General features: G+C 48.0%; 1 protein-coding gene. It reads right to left on the bottom strand.

Translation table 11 applies throughout. The features are described 5' to 3' along the window. The coding region (locus tag E9531_RS17355) for a tyrosine-type recombinase/integrase (RefSeq protein WP_136575024.1) at nucleotides 1-1,064 on the bottom strand (1,064 nt) is incomplete at both ends.

Raw genomic sequence — 1,064 nt, 5'->3', positions numbered from 1 at the left:
CATATCTGAACGTTGGTAAGCCCGAACTGTTTCATCTCCGATCACGTGTGACAAAGCGACCTCTAACATATCGTGCTCGTAGTGTCCTAGTTCAGCACCCCATGTGCGGAAACTGGCCCGAAAACCATGCATGGTGTAGTTCACACCCAAGCGACGCAGTAATTGGGTGAATGTCATATCACTGAGCGGGCTTTTTTTCGAGCTAGGGAATATCAGACCAGATGGGTGATCTTCAGATTGAAAGTACAGCCCTTTGGCTTGTTGCAGGATCATTAATACGCGTTCTGACAGGGGGATGCTGTGGCTCCGGTTTGCTTTCATTCGCTCTTTAGGAATAGTCCAAGTATTTGTGCGAAAATCGATTTCCTCCCACGCAGCCCCTCGTGCTTCCCCTGAGCGACAGGCGGTCAAAACAATAAATTCAAAAGCTAGCTTAACGACCTGTGAGGCTGTTCCTGTTTGTACTTTTGTGACTAAGCTTGCTACTTCATGATGTGGGCATGATGCATGGTGGGTCACTTCGCGTTCAACCGTGTTTTTAGGCAGTGCAAGCTTCAACTGTTCCCATTGCTGTGAATCTAAGCCCGCACAATAGCCCATGGCTGCGGCATGATTGATGACAGTACGTATGCGTTGCAGCACGCGAGAGGCAGTTTCAGCCTTGGTTTTCCAGATAGGCAGAAGAACTTCACGAATATGATCGCGGCTAATTTCCGAAACAGGCATCCTGCCTAACTTTGGGAAGGCATAGCTTGTCAATGTATTGATCCATTGAGCCCGATGTTTGACATTCTTCCATTGTGTCTGGTTCACTTCAAAGTATTCAGTTGCGCATTGTTCAAAGGTGCGTGACTTACGGGTTTTCTCTTCTTGTTCAATGCGAATTTGTGCCGCAGTCTCCTTTCGCATTTCAATCGGGTCGATTCCATCACTGAGTGACTGCCGGAACTTGCGCGCTCTCTCTCGTGCTTCAGCCAAGGACCAATCAGAAATCGACCCTAAACCCATTTCACGGGTTTTCTTGTTCAGGGTGTAACGCAAAATCCACGTTTTACTACCTCCCT

Source organism: Lampropedia puyangensis, from assembly GCF_004833285.1.
Lineage (GTDB): Bacteria > Pseudomonadota > Gammaproteobacteria > Burkholderiales > Burkholderiaceae_C > Lampropedia > Lampropedia puyangensis.
The sequence above is the reverse complement of the archived record's forward strand: the minus strand, read 5'-3'. Positions and strand labels throughout refer to the sequence as shown.